Genomic DNA, 255 nt, shown 5'->3' on the forward strand with positions numbered 1-255 from the left:
CCGTTTTCAAGACGAGGGTGACCAGCGCCAGCAGCGCCAGCAACGTCGCAACCGCAAAGGCGGCGACGAAGTTATATTCATTATAGAGGATTTCCACCTGCAACGGCATGGTGTTGGTCTGGCCACGGATATGGCCCGAGACCACCGACACCGCGCCGAACTCGCCCATGGCGCGGGCGTTGCACAGGAGCACGCCGTAAAGCAGCCCCCATTTGATGTTGGGCAGCGTCACATGCCAGAAGGTCTGCCAGCCGG

Annotated in this window: 1 pseudogene; it reads right to left on the reverse strand. The window is 61.2% G+C overall.

The annotated features are described in order from the left end of the window. A pseudogene (locus IB264_RS34415) lies at window positions 1–255 on the reverse strand (ABC transporter permease subunit); the annotation flags it as partial.

Source organism: Ensifer sp. ENS11 (assembly GCF_014851895.1).
Lineage (GTDB): Bacteria > Pseudomonadota > Alphaproteobacteria > Rhizobiales > Rhizobiaceae > Ensifer > Ensifer canadensis.